Annotated in this window: 21 protein-coding genes, 1 tRNA gene and 1 pseudogene; 15 read left to right on the top strand and 8 right to left on the bottom strand. The window is 60.2% G+C overall.

The window, feature by feature from the left end:
• Positions 1-1,275, top strand: coding sequence for a uracil-xanthine permease family protein (locus ACEN8Q_RS27925; protein ID WP_413427068.1), 1,275 nt, complete (start codon positions 1-3; stop codon positions 1,273-1,275).
• 103 nt (positions 1,276-1,378) lie between these two features.
• Here the strand turns inward: ACEN8Q_RS27925 and hemH are convergent, their stop codons facing one another.
• Both hemH and ACEN8Q_RS27915 read right to left on the bottom strand, forming a co-directional pair.
• A complete protein-coding gene (gene hemH / locus ACEN8Q_RS27920) occupies positions 1,379-2,401 on the bottom strand; it encodes a ferrochelatase (RefSeq protein WP_413427066.1) in 1,023 nt (340 codons plus the stop codon).
• A gap of 13 nt (positions 2,402-2,414) precedes the next feature.
• Complete coding sequence (locus tag ACEN8Q_RS27915; RefSeq protein WP_413704026.1) at positions 2,415-3,317, bottom strand: TIGR01777 family oxidoreductase; 903 nt, start codon at positions 3,315-3,317, stop codon at positions 2,415-2,417.
• Between the two features lie 196 nt (positions 3,318-3,513).
• On the opposite strand from ACEN8Q_RS27915, the gene ACEN8Q_RS27910 reads away from it, so the two are divergent.
• From ACEN8Q_RS27910 to ACEN8Q_RS27885, 6 genes and pseudogenes are all read left to right on the top strand, one after another.
• Positions 3,514-4,500 carry an NAD(P)/FAD-dependent oxidoreductase gene (locus ACEN8Q_RS27910; protein WP_413427063.1) on the top strand — a complete coding sequence of 329 codons (987 nt, stop codon included), beginning with the start codon at positions 3,514-3,516 and terminating at the stop codon, positions 4,498-4,500.
• A gap of 197 nt (positions 4,501-4,697) precedes the next feature.
• Positions 4,698-5,243: pseudogene (locus ACEN8Q_RS27905) on the top strand (YbgA family protein); the annotation flags it as partial.
• On the top strand, positions 5,240-6,181 hold the full coding sequence (locus ACEN8Q_RS27900) for a MerR family transcriptional regulator (protein ID WP_413427061.1): 942 nt from the start codon (positions 5,240-5,242) through the stop codon (positions 6,179-6,181). The pseudogene ACEN8Q_RS27905 and the gene ACEN8Q_RS27900, both read left to right, overlap by 4 nt.
• 21 nt (positions 6,182-6,202) lie before the next feature.
• Positions 6,203-7,660, top strand: coding sequence for a deoxyribodipyrimidine photo-lyase (phrB, locus tag ACEN8Q_RS27895; protein WP_413704025.1), 1,458 nt, complete (start codon positions 6,203-6,205; stop codon positions 7,658-7,660).
• Between the two features lie 98 nt (positions 7,661-7,758).
• Positions 7,759-8,541 (top strand): SDR family NAD(P)-dependent oxidoreductase, encoded by a 783-nt coding sequence (locus ACEN8Q_RS27890; protein ID WP_413704024.1) that lies wholly within the window; start codon positions 7,759-7,761, stop codon positions 8,539-8,541.
• Between the two features lie 93 nt (positions 8,542-8,634).
• Entirely contained in the window at positions 8,635-8,940 is a 306-nt protein-coding gene (locus ACEN8Q_RS27885) for a YkgJ family cysteine cluster protein (protein ID WP_008016637.1), read from the top strand.
• Between the two features lie 146 nt (positions 8,941-9,086).
• On the opposite strand, the gene ACEN8Q_RS27880 is transcribed toward ACEN8Q_RS27885, so the two are convergent.
• The 6 genes from ACEN8Q_RS27880 to hemA form a co-directional block, all read right to left on the bottom strand.
• Positions 9,087-9,605: an acyloxyacyl hydrolase gene (locus ACEN8Q_RS27880; protein WP_413427055.1), complete on the bottom strand. Its 519-nt coding sequence runs from the start codon at positions 9,603-9,605 to the stop codon at positions 9,087-9,089.
• Between the two features lie 121 nt (positions 9,606-9,726).
• A complete protein-coding gene (gene murI / locus ACEN8Q_RS27875; protein WP_413704023.1) occupies positions 9,727-10,518 on the bottom strand; it encodes a glutamate racemase in 792 nt (263 codons plus the stop codon).
• Positions 10,511-11,266 carry a molybdopterin-synthase adenylyltransferase MoeB gene (locus ACEN8Q_RS27870; protein ID WP_413427051.1) on the bottom strand — a complete coding sequence of 252 codons (756 nt, stop codon included), beginning with the start codon at positions 11,264-11,266 and terminating at the stop codon, positions 10,511-10,513. The genes murI and ACEN8Q_RS27870 overlap by 8 nt, the downstream gene beginning before the upstream one ends.
• Positions 11,260-12,090 (bottom strand): peptide chain release factor N(5)-glutamine methyltransferase, encoded by an 831-nt coding sequence (prmC, locus tag ACEN8Q_RS27865; protein ID WP_007973878.1) that lies wholly within the window; start codon positions 12,088-12,090, stop codon positions 11,260-11,262. Before prmC ends, ACEN8Q_RS27870 begins: the two co-directional genes overlap by 7 nt.
• A complete protein-coding gene (gene prfA, locus ACEN8Q_RS27860) occupies positions 12,091-13,173 on the bottom strand; it encodes a peptide chain release factor 1 (protein WP_413427049.1) in 1,083 nt (360 codons plus the stop codon).
• A complete protein-coding gene (gene hemA / locus ACEN8Q_RS27855) occupies positions 13,170-14,459 on the bottom strand; it encodes a glutamyl-tRNA reductase (protein WP_008016623.1) in 1,290 nt (429 codons plus the stop codon). Before hemA ends, prfA begins: the two co-directional genes overlap by 4 nt.
• A 329-nt stretch (positions 14,460-14,788) precedes the next feature.
• On the opposite strand from hemA, the gene ACEN8Q_RS27850 reads away from it, so the two are divergent.
• The 8 genes from ACEN8Q_RS27850 (at position 14,789) to ychF (ending at position 21,706) form a co-directional block, all read left to right on the top strand.
• Positions 14,789-16,513, top strand: coding sequence for a tetratricopeptide repeat protein (locus ACEN8Q_RS27850; protein WP_413427047.1), 1,725 nt, complete (start codon positions 14,789-14,791; stop codon positions 16,511-16,513).
• A gap of 4 nt (positions 16,514-16,517) precedes the next feature.
• A complete protein-coding gene (lolB, locus tag ACEN8Q_RS27845; protein WP_413427045.1) occupies positions 16,518-17,135 on the top strand; it encodes a lipoprotein insertase outer membrane protein LolB in 618 nt (205 codons plus the stop codon).
• 1 nt (position 17,136) lies between these two features.
• Positions 17,137-17,988, top strand: coding sequence for a 4-(cytidine 5'-diphospho)-2-C-methyl-D-erythritol kinase (gene ispE, locus ACEN8Q_RS27840; protein ID WP_413427043.1), 852 nt, complete (start codon positions 17,137-17,139; stop codon positions 17,986-17,988).
• Positions 17,989-18,024: 36 nt separating this feature from the next.
• Positions 18,025-18,099: transfer RNA gene (locus ACEN8Q_RS27835), tRNA-Gln, on the top strand.
• Between the two features lie 46 nt (positions 18,100-18,145).
• Complete coding sequence (locus ACEN8Q_RS27830; RefSeq protein ID WP_003171603.1) at positions 18,146-19,087, top strand: ribose-phosphate pyrophosphokinase; 942 nt, start codon at positions 18,146-18,148, stop codon at positions 19,085-19,087.
• Between the two features lie 142 nt (positions 19,088-19,229).
• Positions 19,230-19,829 carry a 50S ribosomal protein L25/general stress protein Ctc gene (locus tag ACEN8Q_RS27825; protein WP_008016617.1) on the top strand — a complete coding sequence of 200 codons (600 nt, stop codon included), beginning with the start codon at positions 19,230-19,232 and terminating at the stop codon, positions 19,827-19,829.
• 169 nt (positions 19,830-19,998) lie between these two features.
• Positions 19,999-20,583 carry an aminoacyl-tRNA hydrolase gene (pth, locus tag ACEN8Q_RS27820; RefSeq protein ID WP_007973893.1) on the top strand — a complete coding sequence of 195 codons (585 nt, stop codon included), beginning with the start codon at positions 19,999-20,001 and terminating at the stop codon, positions 20,581-20,583.
• Between the two features lie 22 nt (positions 20,584-20,605).
• The gene (gene ychF, locus ACEN8Q_RS27815) at positions 20,606-21,706 is read left to right on the top strand and encodes a redox-regulated ATPase YchF (protein WP_223501897.1); all 1,101 of its coding nucleotides are present in this window, start codon (positions 20,606-20,608) and stop codon (positions 21,704-21,706) included.
• The last annotated feature ends 36 nt before the right edge of the window (positions 21,707-21,742 follow it).

Here is a 21,742-nt window from a genome sequence, read left to right as displayed (position 1 = left end):
ATGCAGCAAGAGTTCAACGATCCGCTCTGGCGCACGGTGCTGTCGGGTGCGCAGATGCTGTTCGTGGCCTTCGGCGCTCTGGTGTTGATGCCGCTGATTACCGGTCTCGACCCGAACGTGGCGCTGTTCACGGCCGGCCTGGGGACGATCCTGTTCCAGATCGTCACCGGGCGTCAGGTGCCGGTGTTCCTGGCATCGAGCTTTGCTTTCATTACCCCGATCATTCTCGCCAAGGGCCAGTTCGGCCTGGCGGCGACCATGGGCGGTGTGATGGCGGCGGGATTCGTCTACACCTTCCTCGGCCTCGCGGTGAAGATCAAAGGCACCGGTTTCATCGACCGCCTGCTGCCGCCGGTGGTGATCGGGCCGGTGATCATTTCGATCGGCCTGGCCATGGCGCCGATTGCCGCCAACATGGCCATGGGCAAGGCTGGCGATGGCAGTGAATTGATTCATTACCAGACGGCGATGATGATCTCGATGCCCGCGCTGCTGACCACGCTGATCGTCGCGGTTTTCGGCAAGGGCATCTTCCGCCTGGTGCCGATCATCTCCGGCGTGCTGGTCGGTTTCGGCATGTCGTTCTACTTCGGTGTGGTCGATGTTGCGAAGATTGCTGCGGCACCGTGGTTCGCCATCCCGAACTTCACCGCGCCGGAATTCAACTGGCAAGCGATCCTGTTCATCGTTCCGGTGGCCCTGGCCCCGGCCATCGAGCACATCGGCGGCGTGATTGCCGTGGGTAGCGTGACTGGTCGCGATTACCTGAAGAAGCCGGGCCTGCACCGCACCCTGCTCGGCGACGGCATTGCCACCACGGCGGCCGGCCTGTTCGGCGGCCCACCCAACACCACCTACGCCGAAGTGACCGGCGCGGTCATGCTGACCAAGAACTACAACCCGAAAATCATGACCTGGGCGGCGATCTTCGCCATCAGCCTGGCGTTTATCGGCAAGTTCGGTGCACTGCTGCAAAGCATTCCGGTGCCGGTGATGGGCGGGATTCTCTGCTTGTTGTTCGGTTCGATTGCGGCGGTGGGGATGAACACGCTGATCCGCCACAAGATCGATCTGGGCGAGGCGCGCAATCTGGTGATCGTTTCGGTGACCCTGGTATTCGGGATCGGCGGCGTGCTGATCGGCACCGGCACCGGGCCGGACGATTTCGGCCTCAAGGGCATCGCGCTGTGCGCGGTAGTGGCGATTGGTTTGAATCTGATCCTGCCGGGCAATGACAGCTGGAAGCACAAGAAGGCGAATGAGCCGCTGATCTAAGCAGACTCGGATTCTTCGCTGACTGAAAGACCCACTTCGCGAGCAAGCCCGCTCCCACAGGTTAATCACCGACCCTGTGGGAGCGGGCTTGCTCGTGAAGCTTTTAAAGCGCCAGAGGCGCTCGCTCGCACAACGCACTCAACGCCTTCGCCCAATGCGGGTCATCGTTGAGGCACGGCACCAGCACCAGGTCCTCTCCCCCTGCTGCGCGGAATTGCTCCTTCCCGCGATCACCAATCTCTTCCAGTGTTTCGATGCAATCGGCCACGAATGCCGGGCACATCACCAGAATCTTTTTCGCGCCGCTTTTGGCCAACTCATCGAGGCGCGCTTCGGTGTAGGGTTCGATCCACTTGGCGCGCCCCAGACGCGACTGGAACGACACCGACCACTTGCCCTCCGGCAATCCCATGCGCTTGGCAAACTCTGCCGCCGTACGCAGGCATTGGCCGCGATAACAGGTGGCGACCACCTCGGGTGGCGCCCCGGCGCAGCAATCACCGCCACCCTCGAAGCTGTGCCCGGGGTTGAGCTTCTTCAGATGCCGTTCCGGCAACCCATGAAAACTCATCAACAGGTGATCGAAGTCCTGCTGCAAATGCGGCCGGGTCGTGGCCACCAGCGCATCGAGGTACTCCGGTTGATCGTAGAACGGCTGGAGCACCGACAGCTGTACGTCGAGGCTCTTCTCGCGCACCACACGTCTGGCTTCCTCAATGACGGTAGTGGTGGTGCTGTCGGCGAACTGTGGATACAGCGGCGCCAGCGTGATTCGCTTGTGCCCCGCGGCGGCCATGCGCACCAGCGTCGATTCAATCGACGGCTCGCCGTAGCGCATCGCCAGTTCGACCGGGCCATGCTGCCACTGGCCGGTCATGGCTTGTTGCAGGCGGCGGCTGAGCACCACCAGCGGCGAGCCCTCGTCCCACCAGATCGAGGCATAGGCGTGGGCCGACTGCTCGGGGCGCTTGATCAGGATCAGCGACACCAGCAAGCGTCGAACCGGCCATGGCAGGTCGATCACGTACGGGTCCATCAGAAATTGATTGAGGTAGCTGCGCACATCCGCCACCGAGGTGGAGGCAGGTGAACCCAGGTTGACCAGAAGCAACGCGTGATCGGTCATGCAACGTCCTATTTCAAAGGCGACCGGACAGATCGTCCAGAGCCGCGCGCAAATCCGTGAACTGAAAAGTGAAACCCGCCTTCAACAGGCGAACCGGCGTGGCCCGTTGGCCACCCAGCAACAGCAAGGACAACTCGCCCAGCCCCACCTTCAATGCGAGGGCCGGCATCGGCATGAACGCCGGGCGATGCAGCACGCTGCCCAGCGCCTTGGCAAACTCGCGGTTGCGCACCGGTCTGGGCGCGCACGCATTATAGGGACCGCTGGCCTCGTTGCGGTGCAGAAGAAAATCAATCAGGGCGATTTGATCGTCGATATGAATCCACGGCATCCACTGCCGGCCGTTGCCGATCGGCCCTCCCAGGCCCAGTTTGAACGGCAGTAACAGCCGCGACAAAAAGCCGCCCTCCGCCGATAGCACCAACCCGGTACGGATGAGAATGACGCGAATGCCCAGCGTTTCAGCCCGCTGTGCAGTCTCTTCCCAGGCGATGCATAACTGGCTGGCGAAATCTTCGCTGACCGGCGCCGTGTCCTCGGTCAGTTCGCGCTCGCCACCATCGCCATACCAACCAGCAGCCGAACCGGAAATCAAGACCCTTGGTTTCTGCTCGAGGCTTTCAAGCCACGCCAACAGGGTTTCAGTCAGCGTGATCCGGCTGCTCCACAACAAGGCTTTGCGCTTGTGCGTCCAGGGACGGTCGGCAATTGGCGCTCCGGCAAGGTTGACGATCGCATCCACCGGCTCCTGCCCCAGATCCTCCAGCCGAGCAACTCCACGCACTTGGGCACCACATATTTTCGCGACCTTTTCAGGCTTGCGACTCCAGACTGTCAGGCGATGGCCCTGCCCTGACCAGTGCCGGCAGAGCTGACGTCCTATCAAACCAGTACCGCCGGTCAGCAATATGTGCATGACTTCTTCCTCGCGTGGCGTTTTACCCTGTCCATTAGTCTATTTTTATAAGCAGGGATCTTTGGTATCGAGCAGGCGCTATGTTTAACAATAGGCCAAGCTGTCAGAACGAGAACGCTAAAAGTTATACCAAAAAACAATATTGTACAGGTTTCAACCCCGGCGTAGTCTGTACAGAAAGGTAAACGAGGCCCCTATGACTGTACCTATCGCAATCATTGGCACCGGCATTGCCGGACTCTCCGCCGCCCAGGCCCTGACCGACCTCGGGCACGTGGTTCAACTGTTCGATAAAAGCCGCGGCAGCGGCGGGCGCATGTCAAGCAAGCGCAGCGATGCGGGTGCTCTGGACATGGGCGCGCAATATTTCACCGCCCGCGATCGCCGCTTTGTCACGGAAGTCCAGCGCTGGCAAGCCAACGGCTGGGTCGCCGAGTGGACGCCGCAGCTGTACACTTACCATGGCGGCCAGCTCAACCTGTCGCCGGACGAGCAGACCCGCTGGGTCGGTACGCCCCGCATGAGCGCCATTACCCGCTCCCTGCTCGGTGACCTTGAAGTGCATTTCGCCTGCCGGATCACCGAGGTCTATCGCGGTGAAGAACACTGGCATCTGCAGGACGCCGAGGGCTTCACCCACGGGCCGTTCAGCCACGTGGTCATCGCCACGCCAGCCCCACAGGCCACGGCTCTGCTGGCATCTGCGCCGAAGCTCGCGGGCGCCGCCGCCGGGGTGAAGATGGACCCGACCTGGGCGATTGCCCTGGCCTTCGAAACACCGTTGGAAACCCCCATGGAAGGCTGCTTCGTACAGGACAGCCCACTCGACTGGCTGGCCCGCAACCGTAGCAAACCCGGACGCGACAACACCCTCGACACCTGGGTGCTGCACGCCACCAGCTCCTGGAGTCGCCAGCACATTGACCTGCCCAAGGAGGCTGTGATCGAACAGCTGCATGGCGCATTCGCCGAACTGCTGCACGACTCCATGCCCGCGCCGAGCTTCAGCCTCGCCCACCGCTGGCTCTACGCCCGCCCTGCCACCAGTCACGAATGGGGCACCCTGGCCGATGCCGACCTGGGGCTGTACGCCTGTGGCGACTGGTGCCTGTCCGGACGCGTCGAAGGGGCCTGGCTCAGCGGTCAGGAAGCTGCCCGCCGCTTGCATGAACACCTGCAGTAAAGAGCATCGATCCGAGCAAGTCGCTGCTGTCGTCATGGACAGCAGCCGGTCAAAATACCTATACATATAATTTGACTTGTACAACTTTGAATCTATGATGAAGTTGTCTTGTACAGACTCGAATGTTTGTACAGGTTCAGATTCGAGGTGCTCCGATGCCCCACTCCCCCGCCAAACCGAAAATCGCCATCAGCGCCTGCCTGCTGCACCCGGATTTGCCGGTGAAGGAAGACGGCCGGCTCAACGATCCGGAGCTGCGGGAAAACTTCCTCACTCGCGTATTCGCCTGCAGCGCCTGGCAGCGGCTGTGCCAGGAAGGCCTGACCCGGCGCGGTCTCACGGACTTTCACTCGCGCTACAAATACCTGTTGATGGCGCACAATCCACAGCAATACAAAGTGCTCGGCAACCTGCTGGGCAACATGGGCCATACCGATCCGAAGGAGCTTGGCGCGCGCTATTTCATTGAACTGATGGCGGCCCTGAAAAAGTGCGCCACCCGCGGCACTCATGCCAATGTCCTGCAACACCTCAGTGGCTACCTGAAACAGGCCATCAGCCGCGAAGACAAGCAGGAGTTGCAACACGTGATCAGCCAGTATCGCCTGGGCATCGTGCCGTTGGTGGTGCCGTTGACACTGCTCAAACATCACTTTAACCGACACCCCGATCCGTACATCGCACAGCAGGTTTACCTGCAACCGCCCCCGGAAGACCTCAGCCTGCGAAACGCCATCCAATGAAAAAAGCACCCGACACCAGCGCCCGCGATGACCTCGGCGATGACTTTAACAAGGCGCTGGACGAAGGTTGGCTGCCGATCCGTGAAGTGGCGCGGCAAACCGGCGTCAATGCCGTGACCTTGCGCGCATGGGAGCGGCGCTACGGCCTGATCGTGCCGCAACGCACGCCCAAGGGGCACCGGTTGTTTTCGGCCGACCATGTACAACGCATCCTGACCATCCTCACCTGGCTCAACCGTGGCGTTGCCGTCAGCCAGGTCAAGCAATTGCTCGATACGCCGCAAGCCTTCAGCGAGTCCGTCGACAACGATTGGCACGCCTTGCTGCAAACGTTGCTGCAGGCGGTCAGCGGATTACAGGAACGCGCCCTGGATGACAGCGTCAATCAGGCGATGGCGCTGTATCCGCCGCGAACCCTGTGCGAGCAATTGCTGATGCCCCTGCTGGCCGCTCTGGAGCTACGCTGGCAAAGCCAGTTCGGGGCGCAGATGGAGCGAGTCTTTTTTTGTGCCTGGTTGCGCAGCAAGTTCGGCGCACGCATCTACCATAACAATCGTCAGTTGCGCAGCGCACCACTGCTGTTGATCAACCACTCGGACTTGCCCATGGAGCCTCAGCTGTGGCTAACGGCCTGGCTGATCAGCAGTGCCGATTGCCCGGTGGAGGTCTTCGACGGGCCACTGCCTGTCGGTGAACTGGCACTGGCGGTCGAGCTGCTGCGACCCCGCGGGGTTCTGCTGTACTCCAGCAAGGCCATGAACCTGGCGCAACTGCCGAAACTTTTCAAAGGCATCAGTTGCCCAAGAATGATTGCCGGACCAACGGTATGCATCCACCACGCCGAGTTGTCCGCAAGTACTCCCGAGATCGCTGATTTGTACCTGGCCGAAGATCCATTGTCGGCACATCAGGCACTCATTCAGCGCGGGCTGATTTAAATGAATCGCGTGGATACCAACATGCAATTGATCTGGTTGCGCAGCGACTTGCGCCTGCACGACAACACCGCCCTCTCGGCCGCCGCGGCCCGCGGGCCGTGCGTGGCCGTGTATCTGCTGAGTCCGGAACAATGGCTGGAACACGACGACGCGCCCTGCAAAGTGGACTTCTGGCTGCGTAACCTGCGCGAATTGAGCCGCGAACTGGGTCAACTGAACATTCCCCTGCTGGTCCGCCGGGCACCGCGCTGGGAGGATGCGCCAGCCGTGTTGCTGAATCTGTGCCGGCAATGGCAGATCGACGCGGTGTACCTCAACGAAGAGTACGGCATCCATGAAACCCGTCGCGATGCGGCGGTCGCCAGGACACTCGGGGCCGAAGGCATCGAAGTTCACCGCTACCTCGATCAATTGCTGTTCAAGCCCGGGAGTGTGCTGACCCGGACCGGCACTTACTTTCAGGTCTTCAGCCAGTTCCGCAAAGTCTGCTACGAACGCTTGCACCACTCGCTGCCCAGCCTGGTCCGCGCACCACACAGGCAAGCGCCGCTGAACATTGCCAGCGATGCGATCCCCTTGAGTGTCGAGGGTTTTACGACGCCCGGTGATAACCTGCGCAGCCTGTGGCCGGCGGGCGAAGCCCAAGCCCGGCAGCGCCTCGACAGCTTCAGCGATGCACAGATCGACCATTACCATAACGAGCGCGACTTCCCGGCAAAACCCGGCACCAGTCAGCTCTCGGCCTATCTCGCCGCCGGAGTGATTTCTCCCCGCCAATGCCTGCACGCCGCCTTGAACAGCAATCAGGGTGAGTTCGAAAGCGGCAAGACCGGCGCCGTCACCTGGATCAACGAACTGCTGTGGCGCGAGTTCTACAAACACATCCTGGTGGGCTACCCACGGGTGTCCCGGCACCGCGCGTTTCGCCCGGAAACCGAAGCGCTGGCCTGGCGCGATGCCCCCGAAGAACTGGCCGCCTGGCAACAGGCGCGTACCGGTTTGCCGATCATCGACGCCGCCATGCGCCAACTGCTGGCTACCGGCTGGATGCACAACCGCCTGCGTATGGTGGTGGCGATGTTCCTGACCAAGAACCTGCTGATCGACTGGCGCGAAGGCGAACGCTTTTTCATGCGACACCTGATCGATGGTGACCTGGCGGCGAACAATGGTGGCTGGCAATGGAGTTCCTCCACCGGTACCGACTCGGCGCCTTATTTCCGGATTTTCAACCCGTTGAGCCAGTCGGAAAAATTCGACCCCGAAGGCCTGTTCATCAAACACTGGCTACCGGAGCTGGCGGGGCTGAGTAAAAAAGACGTGCACAACCCCGCCAGTCTCGGCGGCCTTTTCAGTGTTGTGGATTACCCGTCACCGATCGTCGACCTGAATGCTTCGCGTACACGCGCCTTGGCCGCATTCAAGAATCTGCCGTCACGGCAACTGTCCGCCGAACTGGCCGGGAGTGCCTGTGAGTAGTTTCCTGCAGCCGTATGCCGGCAGTTCATGGCGCTCGACAAAGACAACCTGCAACATTTAGCGGACCGGGCTGTTGCCTGGCTGAAAAGGAGCTTGGGATGAGTCGTACACCTCCTCGCCGTTATTGGCTGACCGGCGCCAGCAGCGGTATTGGTGCCGCGCTGGCCGAGAAAATCCTGAAAACCGGCGCGCACCTGGCGGTAAGCTCAAGGTCAGTTGCGCCACTGAAAGTCTTGTCGCAACGTTATCCGGGACAAGTGCTGGTGGTCGCCGGAGACCTGACCAATAGCCAGACCGTGCGCGAAATCGGCGAGCAAATTGCCGAGGATTGGGGTTCGCTGGACACCGTGATACTCAACGCCGGCACCTGCGAGTACGTGGACGCCAGGCAGTTCGATGCGTCGATTGTCGAGCACGTGGTGCGCACCAACCTGTTGGCCAGCAGCTATTGCATCGAGGCTGCCCTGCCTTTGCTACGGGCTGGCACCGCACCGCATATGGTGCCCATGGCCAGTGCGGTGACTTACCTGCCGCTGCCCAAGGCAGAAGCCTGCGGCGCCTCGAAGGCCGGGTTGCGTCATTTGTTCGAATCCCTGCGCATCGACCTGGCTCCCGAAGGCATAGAAGTCACGGTGATCAGCCCCGGTTTTGTTGAAACGCTGCTGACGACGAAAGACGACTTCTCCATGCCCTTGAGCTGGCCGGTGGCGAAAGCCGCACGGTACATCTTCGAAAAGCTCAAGGACCGCCCGCTGGAAATCGCTTTCCCGGCAGCGTTCATGGCTACCCTGTGGCCGCTCTCCAGACTGCCGGACCATGTGAAACTGGAGATAGGTAAACGCATGGTGCGCAGCCAGCCGCCGTTCAAGGATCAACCGTGAAAATCGCCATCATCGGAAGGGGAGTTTCGGGGGCGGACCTGCGTCCGTCCGACCTTTCACACAGCACCCGGTGACTGCCTTACACTGCGCGCCATGAATACCATCCCCCATACGCAAATCGCGGAACCCGCGGTCACGTGTTCGACCTGCGCAGCCTGCTGCTGCCAGCTCGAAGTCATGCTGATCACCGATACGGGTGTGCCTGAACGGTTCATCGATACCGATGATTGGGGCGGGGAAGTCATGCTGCGTCTGGACGACGGCTGGTGTGCCGCACTGGATCGCAACTCGATGATGTGCACCATCTACGAAAAACGCCCGCTGATCTGCCGGGAGTTCGAGATGGGTGCACCGGAGTGCATCGACGAACGCCAGGGGATTTCGACGGCGTATCGCTAGTTTGAAGTCACCCAAATACAAATGTGGGAGCGGGCTTGTCTCCGGGCGGCGATCCGACGAAAGCGTCAGATCAGTCAATTACAGTGTCGACTGATCCACTGCTTTCGCGAGCAAGCCCGCTCCCACATTTAGTACAGCGTCGTGTCTTACAACGGCAACGTGTAATGCAGCGAGTAGCTTTCTACACCGTCGTTGGAACTGGCGAGCCCGGCGTTGGAATAGTGCGTTGCGCGGATCCCGACTTCATGGCCACCGTTGAAGCGCAGGCCAAAACCGAGCCGGTCTTCAAACTGGAAAGCACCGCCGATGTTGTTGTCTTCGAGTCGGGTATGGGAGAACACCGCCACGCCAATGCCAGCTTCAACGAACGGTTTGACGTTCTGGCCGGCAAACTCGTAAACGAACACCGGAGAGAACGACAGGCTGTTGTTGCTTGAGGTCTTGTCGCCTTCCCAATAGGTGTAGGCACCGCTCCAGTAGCCGGTCATGCGACCGACGTCACTCTGCCACCAGCTCTGGTCCCAATCGAATTGCATGCCCAGTCGATACGTCATGGTCGAATCGCTGGTCTGACCAACCGCGAACTCCACACCTGCCGCCTGCGCAGTAAAGGTGTGCCCCATTAATGCGGCCGCAATCGCGGCCAAACAGAATAGTCGCTTCACGAGAAACTTCCTTTTCCGAACGATTTCGTATGATTTTTTTGTTGCCCAGCCCTGCAACGCTGTAGAAGTCAGCGATCAATCAGAAGCTCACCCGATTTTTCGTATTCCCCCGGTCAATCTTTTACCTGTTGAAGCTTCGCACAACGCCACAGCTATTCCACAGTTTCGGCAATATATTTCTGAAATGCTGCGGATCGGCGCTGGTCCAGAACTGCGCCTCACGGGTAGGCCCTTCGGCGAGCAGTTCGCCTTCGGCCAAAAGCCGCTGGAGTTGCCGTGCGACGGCGGCACCGGTGTCGATCAGGCTGATGTCCTCGGGGATCATCTGCCGGAGCATCGGCTTGAGAAAGGGGTAATGGGTGCAGCCGAGAATCAGCGTGTCCGCGCCGGCGGCCAGCAGCGGCTGGACATACCTGGCCAACAGCTGGCGAAGCTCGGGGCTATGCAGATCGCCGTTTTCAATCAGCTCCACCAGCCCGGGGCACGGCTGGGTAATGACTTTCACGTCCGCGGCGAAACGGTCGAGCAATGCAGCGAATTTGGCGCTCTGCAAGGTGCCGGTGGTAGCCAGCACCCCCACCACACCGGAGCGGGTTGCGGCGGCGGCCGGCTTGACTGCTGGCTCCATGCCGACGATGGGCCATTCGGGATAGTCTCGGCGCAAGTCGGCGACGCCGGACACCGTCGCCGTGTTGCAGGCCAGCACCAAAGCCTTGGCGCCCTGCTGCTGAAAAAAATCGGCCATCACACTGCAACGCTGCCGGATGAATTCCGGGGTTTTCTCGCCATAGGGAACATTCCCGCAATCGGCGACGTACATCAGCGTCTCGTTGGGCAACAAGCGCTGGATCTCGGCGAGCACCGAGAGCCCACCGACACCAGAATCGAACACGCCGATTGGCGCCTCACGCATGTTTCGATCCACAAACGCTGCAGCCCGGATCACGCTTGACCCGCAATTCGCGAAAGCGCGTACCCAAGGCATCGATCAACAGCAGGCGCCCCACCAGCGGTTCGCCGAATCCGGCCAGCAACTTCAGCGCTTCAAGCGCTTGCAGACTGCCGACCAGCCCCACCAGCGGCCCGACCACCCCGGCTTCGCTGCATGTCAGTTCGGCTTCGCTGCCGTGCCCGTATAAACAGTGGTAGCACGGGCTCTCTGGCCGACGCGGATCGAACACCGACAATTGCCCTTCGAGGCGAATCGCCGCGCCGCTGACCAGCGGTTTGCCGGCGGCCACACAAGCGCCGTTGACCGCTTCACGGGTGGCGAAATTGTCCGAGCAATCGAGCACCAGATCCACGGCGGCGACAGTAGCGGCCAGGGAATCTTCATCCAGCGCCGCACGATGAGCGATCAACCGTATCTCGGGATTGATCGCCGTCAGGCGTTTGATCGCCGAATCGACTTTGCCCATGCCGATGCTGTCGGTGTCGTGAATGATCTGGCGCTGCAGGTTAGTCATGTCGACCGTATCGAAGTCCGCCAGATGCAACTCGCCGACCCCTGCGGCGGCGAGATACAGCGCCACCGGCGAGCCGAGGCCACCGAGGCCGACGATCAATACGCGGCTGTCCTTGAGGCGCAACTGGCCGTCGATATCGATGTGTTGCAGCAGAATCTGCCGACTGTAACGCAGCAACTCCTGATCATTCAGCACGGCAGGCGCCCCAGACTGATGCGTTGGTGACCGCCCAGATCGGTGCGGCTGTGAACTTCCTCGAAACCGCGGGTCAGCAGCAAATCGCGGACCGCCTCGGCCTGATCATAACCATGCTCGAGCATCAGCCAACCGCCAGCGTCGAGATGGTCCGGTGCCTGGGCGACGATCAGACGCAGATCGTCGAGCCCGTCGACACCGGCCACCAGTGCGCTGGCCGGTTCAAAGCGCACATCGCCCTCGACCAGATGCGGATCGGCCGCTGCAATGTAGGGCGGGTTGCTGATGATCAGTTGAAAACGCTGACCTTCCAGGGCGCTGAACCAATGGCTGCTCAGCACCTTGGCGTTATTCAGATGCAGGCGCTGGCGATTGCGCTCGGCCAGGGCCACGGCTTCCAGCACGCGATCCACGGCAGTGACGCTCCAGGCCGGACGCTCGCTCGCCAGCGCCAGGGCAATCGCGCCACTGCCGGTGCCCAGGTCGAGGACCTTGGCCGGTGTGGCCGGCAGCAACTCCAGTGCAGCCTCCACCAGCAGTTCGGTGTCCGGGCGCGGGATCAGCGTGTGCGGTGCCACTTCCAGATCCAGCTTCCAGAAACCTTGCTGGCCGAGGATATAGGCCACCGGCTCGCCGCTGCGGCGGCGCTGCAAATACTCGGCGAACGTCAGCGCCGCTTCGCTCGGCACGATGCGTTCCGGCCAGGTATGCAGGAAACTGCGGGACTTGCCCAACGCCGCCGCCAGCAGCAATTCGGCATCCAGACGCGCCGTCGGCGAGTCGGGTAAATCGGCGGCGCGCAACAAACTGGCAATGATCGTCATTTACTCACCTATCGCTGCCAGTTGATCGGCCTGGTACTCGGCCAGCAATGGCTCGATCACCGCCTCGACGCCGCCGGCAAGGATCTCGTCGAGGGAATACAGGGTCAGGTTGACCCGGTGGTCGGTGACCCGGCCCTGGGCAAAATTGTAGGTGCGGATGCGCTCGGAGCGATCACCGGAACCGACCAGCAACTTGCGCTCGCTGGCGATGGCGTTGGCCGCGGCCGAGGTCTGCTGATCGTTCAGCTTGGCCGACAACCAGGACATCGCCCGGGCACGGTTCTTGTGCTGTGAACGTTCTTCCTGGCACTCGACCACGATGCCGGACGGCAAGTGCGTGATACGAATAGCCGAGTCGGTCTTGTTGACGTGCTGGCCACCGGCGCCGGAGGAGCGATAGGTATCGATGCGCAGGTCGGCCGGGTTGATCTCGATGGCTTCCTGCTCGTCCGGCTCGGGCAATACCGCCACGGTGCAGGCCGACGTGTGGATGCGGCCCTGGGATTCGGTCGCCGGCACCCGCTGCACGCGGTGGGCACCGGATTCAAATTTCAGCTTGCCGTAGACGTTATCGCCTTCGACCCGGGCAATCACCTCTTTATAGCCGCCGTGCTCACCCTCGTTTTCCGAGAGGATTTCCACCCGCCAGCCACGACGCTCGGCGTAGCGCGAATACATGCGGAACAGGTCGCCGGAGAAAATCGCCGCCTCGTCGCCGCCGGTGCCGGCACGGATTTCGAGGAACACGTTGCGCCCGTCGTTCGGGTCCTTGGGCAGCAGCATGCGCTGCAGGTCGGCCTCGAGCGAGACCAGGCGTTCCTTGGCCTCGCGGACTTCTTCCACGGCCATTTCACGCATGTCCGGGTCGCTGTCCTTGAGCAGAGCCTGGGCGCCTTCGAGGTCGGCCTGCACTTTCAGCAGCTGTTTATAGGCGTTCACGACCGGTTCAACTTCCGCGTACTCCTTGGAATAGGTGCGGAACTTGTTCTGATCGGAAATGACCTCGCCGTCGCCCAGCAGGGCGGTCAATTCCTCGAAACGATCCTGGAGAATATCCAGCTTATTGAGCAGTGACGCTTTCATTGCGGTTTTTTATCCGAAAAGCTATCCGATGAGCCCTCACCGAGGGCAAAGAGTTCCTGGGCCATCGCCAGCGCATCCAGGCGACCTTCGGCAGAGAGCTTTTTCAACTGCACGCTCGGTGCGTGCAACAGTTTGTTGGTCAGCCCACGAGCCAGTTGCACCAGCACCTCTTCGGCACTGGTGCCGTTGGCCAGCAGGCGCTGGGCCTTTTGCAATTCTTCGTCGCGCAGGCGTTCGCTCTGTTGACGATAGGCCTTGAGTACATCCACCGCCGCCAATTCACGCAGGCGGACCATGAAGTCTTCGGCGCCGACCGAGACCATCTCTTCGGCAGCCTGGGCTGCGCCCTGGCGGCTCTTGAGGTTCTCGGCGACCACTTCGTGGAGATCGTCGACGCTATAGAGGTAAACATCGTCCAACTCGCCGACTTCTGGCTCGATGTCACGCGGAACGGCGATATCCACCATGAAGATCGGTTTGTGCTTGCGCAGTTTCAAGGCGCTTTCCACTGCACCCTTGCCCAGAATCGGTAACTGGCTGGCGGTGGAACTGATGACGATATCGCTGCGCACCAGCTCCGCCGGAATATCCGACAGCAACACGGCATGGGCGCCGAACTGTTCGGCCAGAATGCTGGCGCGCTCCAGGGTACGGTTGGCGACCACGATGCGCTTTACACCCAGGTCATGCAGATGGCGGGCGACCAGGGTGATGGTCTCGCCGGCGCCGATCAACAAGGCCTGGCTGCGCTGCAAGTCGCTGAAAATCTGTTTCGCCAGGCTCACCGCGGCAAACGCCACCGATACCGGGTTCTCGCCGATGGCCGTGTCGGTGCGCACCTGCTTGGCCGCGTTGAACGTGGCCTGGAACAGCCGCCCGAGCAATGGCCCGATAGTGCCGGCCTCGCGGGCCACGGCATAGGCTGACTTCATCTGGCCGAGAATCTGCGGTTCGCCCAACACCAGCGAGTCGAGCCCGGAAGCCACCCGCATCATGTGACGAACTGCCGCATCATCTTCATGCACATAGGCGCTTGCGCGCAGCTCGTCGAAGCTCAAATGATGATATTCGGCCAGCCAGTGCAGCACGACGTCCGCCGACAGGTGATCCTGTTCTATATAGAGTTCACTGCGATTGCAGGTGGAGAGGATCGCAGCTTCGCGGCTGTCGGTGAGTCGGCAGAGCTGCTGCAAGGCCTCAACCAGTTGCTCAGGGGTAAAAGCCACGCGCTCGCGGACGTCTACTGAAGCAGTCTTGTGGTTAATACCGAGTGCAAGGAAGGCCATTCAAAGTCGCTGATTGTGACGTGAAGCCGGTAATTGTCCTACTTCGACGGAGTCAGAACAACTACTCGATATCTATTGGCCCGGTAGGCGTCGTCGCATACTGAGAGCGGTTCTTGTTTCGCATCCCTTTGTAGGAGCTGGCTTGCCAGCGATGGACCGACAGGCGCCGCGTCTTTGCGGTTAAAACGCGTCATCGTTAACGACCATCGCTGGCAAGCCAGCTCCTACACAAGGACCCGGTGTACACGGGTAAATTGGCGGCTCGGTTATGTTTGGCCGAAAGCTTGTGTCATGATGATCTGACCGCAGGTTAGTCGTCCTCTTCCTATATGAATAGATCTTCCGCGTTGCTCCTCGCTTTTGTCTTCCTCAGCGGCTGCCAGGCCTTGGCACCCGTTTCGTCGGACGGTACGCCGCCGGTTGAAGACAGCACCCCGGCCCCTGAAAAGCCCAAGGTCTACAGCTCGTTCAGCGAGGAAACCATCTTCAGCCTGTTGAGCGCCGAACTGGCTGGCCAACGCAATCGTTTCGACATTGCGCTGGACAATTATGTGACCCAGGCCATCAACACCCAGGATCCGGGCATCTCCGAGCGGGCATTCCGTATCGCCGAATACCTGGGCGCCGATCAGGCAGCCCTGGATACCGCGCTGATCTGGGCCAGGAACGCCCCCAGCGACCTCGAAGCGCAACGCGCAGCCGCCGTGCAACTGGCGCGCGCCGGGCGTTATGACGACTCCATGGCCTATATGGAGAAAGTCCTGCAAGGCAAGGGCGACACCCATTTCGACTTCCTCGCGCTGTCCGCGGCCGACACCGACCAGGACACCCGCAACGGCTTGATGAAAAGCTTCGACCGTTTGTTGCAGCGTCACCCGAACAACAGCCAGCTGATTTTCGGCAAGGCGCTGCTGATGCAACAGGATGGCGACGCCAAAGGCGCGCTGACGCTGCTGGAAAACAATCCACCGGATGACGGCGAAATCGCTCCGATCCTGCTGCGCGCACGCCTGCTGCAAACCCTCAATCGCGGTGACGAAGCCCTGCCGCTGCTGCAGAAAAGCATCAAGAAATACCCGGACGACAAGCGCCTGCGCCTGACTTACGCACGCATGCTGGTTGAACAGGACCGCATGAACGACGCCAAGGCCGAGTTCTCGAGCCTGGTCCAGCAATACCCGGAAGACGACGAACTGCGTTACTCCCTGGCGCTGGTCTGCCTGGAAGCCAAGGACTGGAAGGAGGCCAAGGGTCATCTTGAAGACCTGATCGCCCGGGAAAGCCATGTCGACTCGGCGCACCTGAACCTCGGCCGCATCGCCGAAGAACAAAACGACCCGCAAGGCGCACTGATCGAATATGCCAAGGTTGGCCCGGGCAACGACTTCCTGCCGGCGCAATTGCGTCAGGCCGACATCCTGATCAACAACGGCAAGACCGCCGAAGCGCAACGCAAGCTGGCGGCAGAGCGCGATGAACAGCCGGATTACGCCATCCAGTTGTACCTGATCGAAGTCGAAACCCTGTCCGCCAACAATCAGGGCGACAAGGCCTGGAATGTTCTGCAACAGGCCTTGCAGAAATACCCGGACGACTTGAACCTGCTCTACACCCGCGCCATGCAGGCGGAAAAACGCAATGACCTGGCGCAGATGGAAAAAGACCTGCGCACGATCATCAAGCGCGACCCGGACAATGCCATGGCGTTGAACGCCCTCGGCTACACCCTGTCCGACCGCACAACGCGCTACGCCGAAGCCAAGGCCCTGATCGAACAGGCGCACCAGATCAGTCCGGAAGACCCGGCGGTACTCGACAGCCTTGGCTGGGTGAATTACCGCATGGGCAACCTCGACGAAGCCGAGCGCCTGCTGCGCCAAGCCCTGGATCGCTTCCCCGATCAGGAAGTCGCCGCTCACCTGGGCGAGGTCCTGTGGGCCAATGGCAAACAGCGCGAAGCCAGACAGGTCTGGGGCAAGTTCCTCAAGGAACAGCCTGACAGCCCTACCCTGCGCGGCACCATCAAACGCCTGACCGGATCAGAGACTCTTTAAGATTATGTTTTTGCGCCATTTCATCGTTTTCAGTTTTATCGCCCTGCTCGCCGGTTGCGCCGGACTGGGTCCCCGCGAATCGGTCGAGGGACACGGCAATCCAGCCCAATGGCGTGAGCACAAACAGCAACTGACCAGCCTCGATGGCTGGCAGATCGACGGCAAGATCGGCATCCGCGCCCCGAAAGACTCGGGCAGCGGCACGCTGTTCTGGCTGCAACGCCAGGATTACTACGACATTCGCCTCTCCGGCCCGCTGGGTCGTGGCGCGGCACGCCTGACCGGACGGCCGGGCAAGGTTTCGCTGGAAGTCGCCAACCAGGGGCGTTACGACGCACCGAACCCTGAAGTGCTGCTCGAAGAGCAACTGGGCTGGAAGTTGCCGGTGTCCAACCTGGCGTGGTGGGTCCGCGGGCTTCCGGCTCCGGACAGCAAAAGCCACGTGACACTGGATGCCGACAGTCGCCTGGCCAACCTCGAACAGGATGGCTGGCAGGTCGAATACACCGACTACACCCAGCAAAACGGCTACTGGCTGCCCGAGCGAATCAAGCTGCATGGCACCGACCTTGACGTCACACTGGTGATCAAGGCCTGGCAACCGCGCAAACTGGGGTCGTGACATGCCAGCCAATCGCCTGACTTTGCCGTCTCCGGCCAAACTCAACCTGATGCTGCACATTCTCGGTCGCCGCGAAGACGGCTACCACGAACTGCAAACGATGTTTCAGTTTCTCGATTACGGCGACGAAATCACTTATGCCCTGCGCGATGACGGCGTCATTCAACTGCACACCGAATTCGCAGGCGTCCCCCACGACAGCAACCTGATCGTCAAGGCCGCGAAAAAACTACAGGAACAGTCCGGGTGCACGCTGGGCGTCGATATCTGGATCGAAAAAATCCTGCCCATGGGCGGCGGCATTGGCGGCGGCAGTTCGAATGCCGCAACGACTTTGCTCGGCCTCAATCACCTGTGGCAATTGGGTTGGGATGAAGATCGCCTGGCTGGCCTGGGATTGACGCTGGGTGCCGACGTCCCGGTTTTCGTGCGTGGCCACGCGGCTTTCGCCGAGGGCGTGGGGGAAAAACTGACCCCTGTCGACCCGGAAGAACCGTGGTATCTCGTGCTGGTGCCGCAAGTCTCTGTAAGTACGGCAGAAATTTTTTCAGATCCGTTGTTGACACGTAACACTCCTCCCATTAAAGTGCGCCCCGTTCCCAAGGGAAACAGTCGAAATGACTGCTTGCCGGTGGTAACAAGGCGTTATCCAGAGGTACGTAACGCTTTGAATTTGTTAGGTAAATTTACCGAAGCAAAACTCACCGGAACTGGAAGTTGTGTGTTTGGGGGCTTCCCAAGCAAAGCTGAAGCTGATAAAGTCTCGGCCCTTCTTACAGAGACCCTTACAGGGTTTGTAGCAAAAGGAAGCAACGTTTCGATGTTGCATCGCAAGCTGCAAAGTCTGCTCTAAAGGAACCGATTACAGGGTAATCGTTGCAACAGATACAGGGGCGTCGCCAAGCGGTAAGGCAGCAGGTTTTGATCCTGCCATGCGTTGGTTCGAATCCAGCCGCCCCTGCCATTTTCCTATACTCATCCAGGTTACCCTCAGCCTTCAGGTACTGCGCGTGTCCAAGATGATGGTCTTTACGGGGAACGCTAACCCCGATCTGGCTCGGCGTGTCGTACGTCAGCTGCATATCCCTCTCGGTGACATCTCTGTCGGTAAATTCTCCGACGGCGAAATTACAGCCGAGATCAATGAAAACGTCCGCGGTAAAGACGTCTTCATTATTCAGCCGACTTGCGCTCCGACCAACGATAACCTGATGGAACTGGTAGTGATGGCTGATGCCTTCCGCCGCTCCTCGGCTACTCGTATCACTGCTGTTATTCCTTACTTTGGTTATGCCCGTCAGGATCGCCGTCCGCGTTCCGCACGTGTGGCTATCAGCGCGAAAGTCGTGGCTGACATGCTTACCGTAGTCGGCATCGACCGTGTTCTCACGGTTGATCTGCATGCTGACCAAATCCAGGGTTTCTTCGATATTCCGGTAGATAACATCTACGGCTCCCCGGTTCTGGTGGATGACATCGAAGATCAGCGCTTCGAAAACCTGATGATCGTGTCCCCGGACATTGGTGGCGTCGTGCGTGCACGTGCCGTTGCCAAATCCCTGGGCGTGGATCTCGGGATCATCGACAAACGCCGTGAGAAAGCCAATCACTCTGAAGTGATGCATATCATCGGTGATGTCGAAGGGCGTACCTGTATTCTGGTCGATGACATGGTCGATACCGCCGGCACCCTGTGCCACGCGGCCAAGGCCCTGAAAGAGCATGGCGCAGCCAAGGTTTTCGCCTACTGCACGCACCCGGTACTGTCAGGTCGGGCGATCGAAAACATTGAAAATTCCGTGCTGGACGAGTTGGTGGTGACTAACACCATTCCTCTGTCCGCTGCAGCACAAGCCTGTGCGCGTATCCGCCAACTGGATATCGCACCGGTAGTTGCCGAGGCGGTCCGCCGCATCAGCAATGAAGAATCGATCAGCGCGATGTTCCGCTAAGGGCCCTGCCCTTCTCGAAATGTCTCGTTGACGAAAAGCGCCCCGCCCCGGCATTCCTGTCGGGGCGGGGCTTTTTTGCCCATATCGCCTTTAGCGCTGGTCGCAAACGCTGGGGCGAGTGTGGTTATTTTGGAGATACAACATGAACGATTTTACTCTGAATGCTGAAGTGCGTTCCGACCTGGGGAAAGGTGCGAGCCGCCGCCTGCGTCGTCTCGCAAGCCTGGTTCCAGCTGTAGTTTACGGTGGCGACAAAGCCCCTGAATCCATCAGCATGCTGGCCAAAGAAGTTGCCAAACTGCTCGAAAACGAAGCGGCTTACAGCCACATCATCGAGCTGAACGTTGGTGGCACCAAGCAGAACGTCGTGATCAAAGCCCTGCAGCGTCACCCGGCCAAAGGCCACGTGATGCACGCTGACTTCGTACGCGTAGTCGCTGGCCAGAAACTGACCGCTATCGTTCCAGTGCACTTCATCAACGAAGAAGCACCGACCAAGAAAGGCGGCGAAATCTCCCACGTTGTTGGCGAGATCGAAGTTTCCTGCCTGCCGAAAGATCTGCCTGAGTTCATCGAAGTCGACCTGGCTAACGCTGAAATCGGTTCGATCATTCACCTGTCCGACCTCAAAGCTCCTAAAGGCGTTGAGTTCGTTGCTCTGGCACACGGCGATGACAAGGCTGTTGCCAACGTCCACGCTCCACGTGTTGCTCCAGAAGCTGCAGAAGGCGCTGCAGAGTAATTTTACTCTGTACGCCGGAGTGACCGGAAACATCGCGGACTAGAGCGTAGCGAGAAAGCGGGCGAGAACGCGGAGTTTACATCATGGTAAATGAGCAATTTTCGTCCACTTTCGCCGCACTCCCTGATTGCGGCGATGTTTTCCACCACTCCAATGAAGGGCCCCTATCGTGACTGCCATCAAACTGATCGTTGGCCTGGGAAATCCAGGCGCTGAATACGAACAGACCCGGCATAACGCAGGGGCCCTTTTTGTTGAGCGCATCGCGAACGCACAAGGCGTGAACCTTGTGGCGGACCGCAAATATTTCGGCCTGACCGGGCGCTATTCGCATCAGGGTCAGGATGTTCGCCTGCTGATTCCCACCACGTACATGAACCGCAGCGGCCAGGCCGTGGCGGCCCTTGCAGGTTTCTTCCGCATCAAGCCTGAAGAAATCCTCGTGGCACACGACGAACTCGATCTGCCTCCGGGCGTCGCCAAACTCAAAGTGGGCGGCGGCCATGGCGGTCACAACGGGTTGCGCGACATCATTGCGCAACTGGGCAACCAGAACACTTTCCACCGCCTGCGGCTTGGCATCGGTCACCCGGGCGTCGCCAGTATGGTTTCAAATTTCGTCCTGGGTCGTGCGCCACGCGCCGAACAGGAAAAACTCGATGCCAGCATCGACTTTGCCCTCGGCGTGCTGCCGGATATCCTCGCCGGGGAATGGAACCGCGCGATGAAAAACCTGCACAGCCAGAAGGCCTGACTCTTATCCGAGGGGAAACACCATGGGATTCAATTGCGGCATCGTCGGCCTGCCTAACGTCGGCAAGTCCACCCTGTTCAACGCCCTGACCAAATCCGGGATCGCGGCCGAGAACTTCCCCTTCTGCACCATCGAGCCGAACAGCGGTATCGTGCCGATGCCGGATCCGCGTCTGGAAGCCTTGGCGGCCATCGTCAATCCAAAGCGCATCCTGCCGACCACCATGGAATTCGTCGACATCGCGGGCCTGGTTGCCGGCGCGTCGAAAGGTGAAGGCCTGGGCAACAAGTTCCTGGCCAACATCCGTGAAACCGATGCCATCGCCCACGTGGTCCGCTGCTTCGAAGACGAGAACGTGATTCACGTCTCCAACAGCGTCGACCCGAAACGCGATATCGAAATCATCGAGCTGGAACTGATTTTCGCCGACCTCGACAGCTGCGAGAAACAACTGCAGAAAGTCGCGCGCAACGCCAAGGGCGGTGACAAGGACGCAGTGGTCCAGAAAGGCCTGCTGGAGCAACTGATCGCTCACTTCACCGAAGGCAAGCCGGCGCGCAGCCTGATGAAGAACATGGGCACCGACGAGAAAGCGGTGATCAAGGGCTTCCACCTGCTGACCACCAAACCGGTCATGTACATCGCCAACGTCGCTGAAGACGGTTTCGAAAACAACCCGCACCTGGACGTGGTCAGGGCCATCGCCGAAGAAGAAGGCGCCGTGGTTGTTCCGGTGTGCAACAAGATCGAAGCGGAAATCGCCGAGCTCGATGACGGCGAAGAAAAAGACATGTTCCTCGAAGCCCTGGGCCTCGAAGAGCCTGGCCTGAACCGCGTGATCCGTGCCGGCTACGAAATGCTACACCTGCAGACCTACTTCACCGCCGGTGTCGAAGAAGTCCGCGCCTGGACCGTCCGCGTCGGTGCCACCGCACCACAAGCCGCTGGCGTGATCCACACCGACTTCGAAAAAGGCTTCATCCGCGCCGAAGTGATCGCCTACAACGACTTCATCCAGTACAAGGGCGAAGCCGGTACCAAGGAAGCCGGTAAATGGCGTCTGGAAGGCAAGGATTACATCGTCAAAGACGGCGACGTGATGCACTTCCGCTTCAACGTGTAACGGTGACCGTGGATTTACACGGAACCCGATAGACTG

It is taken from the genome of Pseudomonas sp. Pseusp16 (assembly GCF_047324915.1).
GTDB classification, from domain to species: Bacteria; Pseudomonadota; Gammaproteobacteria; order Pseudomonadales; family Pseudomonadaceae; genus Aquipseudomonas; species Aquipseudomonas fluorescens_CD.
The sequence above is the reverse complement of the archived record's forward strand: the minus strand, read 5'-3'. Positions and strand labels throughout refer to the sequence as shown.

Excerpts from the sequence above, each read along its gene's own strand:
- ACEN8Q_RS27925 (WP_413427068.1), top strand. The coding sequence starts at position 1 with ATGCAGCAAGAGTTCAACGATCCGCTCTGGCGCACGGTGCTGTCGGGT.
- hemH (WP_413427066.1), bottom strand. The coding sequence starts at position 2,401 with ATGACCGATCACGCGTTGCTTCTGGTCAACCTGGGTTCACCTGCCTCC.
- ACEN8Q_RS27915 (WP_413704026.1), bottom strand. The coding sequence starts at position 3,317 with ATGCACATATTGCTGACCGGCGGTACTGGTTTGATAGGACGTCAGCTC.
- ACEN8Q_RS27910 (WP_413427063.1), top strand. The coding sequence starts at position 3,514 with ATGACTGTACCTATCGCAATCATTGGCACCGGCATTGCCGGACTCTCC.
- ACEN8Q_RS27900 (WP_413427061.1), top strand. The coding sequence starts at position 5,240 with ATGAAAAAAGCACCCGACACCAGCGCCCGCGATGACCTCGGCGATGAC.
- phrB (WP_413704025.1), top strand. The coding sequence starts at position 6,203 with ATGCAATTGATCTGGTTGCGCAGCGACTTGCGCCTGCACGACAACACC.
- ACEN8Q_RS27890 (WP_413704024.1), top strand. The coding sequence starts at position 7,759 with ATGAGTCGTACACCTCCTCGCCGTTATTGGCTGACCGGCGCCAGCAGC.
- ACEN8Q_RS27885 (WP_008016637.1), top strand. The coding sequence starts at position 8,635 with ATGAATACCATCCCCCATACGCAAATCGCGGAACCCGCGGTCACGTGT.
- murI (WP_413704023.1), bottom strand. The coding sequence starts at position 10,518 with ATGCGTGAGGCGCCAATCGGCGTGTTCGATTCTGGTGTCGGTGGGCTC.
- prmC (WP_007973878.1), bottom strand. The coding sequence starts at position 12,090 with ATGACGATCATTGCCAGTTTGTTGCGCGCCGCCGATTTACCCGACTCG.
- prfA (WP_413427049.1), bottom strand. The coding sequence starts at position 13,173 with ATGAAAGCGTCACTGCTCAATAAGCTGGATATTCTCCAGGATCGTTTC.
- hemA (WP_008016623.1), bottom strand. The coding sequence starts at position 14,459 with ATGGCCTTCCTTGCACTCGGTATTAACCACAAGACTGCTTCAGTAGAC.
- ACEN8Q_RS27850 (WP_413427047.1), top strand. The coding sequence starts at position 14,789 with ATGAATAGATCTTCCGCGTTGCTCCTCGCTTTTGTCTTCCTCAGCGGC.
- lolB (WP_413427045.1), top strand. The coding sequence starts at position 16,518 with ATGTTTTTGCGCCATTTCATCGTTTTCAGTTTTATCGCCCTGCTCGCC.
- ispE (WP_413427043.1), top strand. The coding sequence starts at position 17,137 with ATGCCAGCCAATCGCCTGACTTTGCCGTCTCCGGCCAAACTCAACCTG.
- ACEN8Q_RS27825 (WP_008016617.1), top strand. The coding sequence starts at position 19,230 with ATGAACGATTTTACTCTGAATGCTGAAGTGCGTTCCGACCTGGGGAAA.
- ychF (WP_223501897.1), top strand. The coding sequence starts at position 20,606 with ATGGGATTCAATTGCGGCATCGTCGGCCTGCCTAACGTCGGCAAGTCC.